The organism is Streptomyces sp. NPDC050433 (assembly GCF_044458565.1).
Classification (GTDB): domain Bacteria; phylum Actinomycetota; class Actinomycetes; order Streptomycetales; family Streptomycetaceae; genus Streptomyces.
Map to the genome: position 1 here is coordinate 1 of NZ_JBITIB010000071.1, position 1,207 is coordinate 1,207.

A 1,207-nucleotide genomic window follows, 5' to 3' on the forward strand; every position below is an offset into this window, starting at 1 on the left:
CGAGCGTGACCAGCTGGTCCGCTGGTCGCAGGGGGCGTCGCGGCTGGCCGTTCGGGCGCGCATTGTGTTGCGGTGTGCCGAGCCGGACGTCGTGTACGCACGGGTTGCCGATGACTTGGGTGTGTCGGCGATGACGGTCGGCAAGTGGCGCAAGCGGTTCGCGGAGTCACGGCTGGAGGGCTTGGCAGACACCGGTCGGCCGGGACGGCCGAAGACCGGCCTGGTTCTGAGTGATCTTGAACGGGAACAGCTGACGCGTTGGGCCCGCCGGGCGAAGTCCTCACAGGCATTGGCGTTGCGGTCGAAGATCGTGCTGGCGTGTGCCGAAGACACCTCGAACAAGCGGGTCGCCAGCCGACTGGGGACCTCAGTGTCCACGGTGGCCCGGTGGCGACGTCGGTTTGTTGAGCTGCGGCTGGAAGGCCTGGCCGACGAACTGCGGCCGGGCCGGCCGCCGTCGATCCTCCTCGACCGGGTCGAGGAGGTCGTCGTCACTACGCTGGAGACGTCGCCGCGTGATGCCACACACTGGTCACGGGCGTCCATGGCCGAGCGAACCGGCCTGTCGAAGTCGACGATCGGTCGGATCTGGCGGCAGTTCGACCTGAAGCCGCACGTCCAGGACACGTTCAAGCTGTCCACGGATCCGCAGTTCGTGGAGAAGGTCGTCGACGTCGTCGGCCTCTACCACCACCCGCCGGAGAAGGCGGTGGTGCTGTGTGTCGACGAGAAATCCCAAGTCCAGGCCCTGGACCGCACGCAGCCGGTCCTGCCACTGATGCCCGGCATGCCGGAACGGCGCACCCACGACTATCAACGGCACGGCGTGACCAGCCTGTTCGCCGCGTTCGACATCGAAGACGGAAGCGTCATCAGTTCTCTTCACCGCCGTCATCGGGCCGTGGAGTTCAAGAAATTCCTGGTCAAGATAGACAAGGCAGTGCCAACTGAACTCGACATCCACCTGATCTGTGACAACTACGCCACCCACAAGACGCCCGCGATCAAAGCCTGGCTCGGACGACACCCCCGATTCCACGTCCACTTCACACCGACTGGGTCCAGCTGGATCAACCAGGTCGAGCGGTGGTTCGGATACCTCACCGACAAACTCATCCGCCGCGGCACCCACCGATCGGTCCAAGCACTTGAGGCCGACATCCGCACCTGGATCCAGACCTGGAACGAGAACCCCAAGCCGTTCACA

The 1,207-nt window shown here is 65.0% G+C and carries 1 protein-coding gene; it reads left to right on the top strand.

What is annotated here, in order from left to right; all coding sequences use genetic code 11:
• Positions 1-1,207, top strand: a 1,207-nt coding sequence (locus tag ACIBLA_RS37565; RefSeq protein ID WP_399201149.1) for an IS630 family transposase, incomplete at both ends; no start/stop codon positions are given.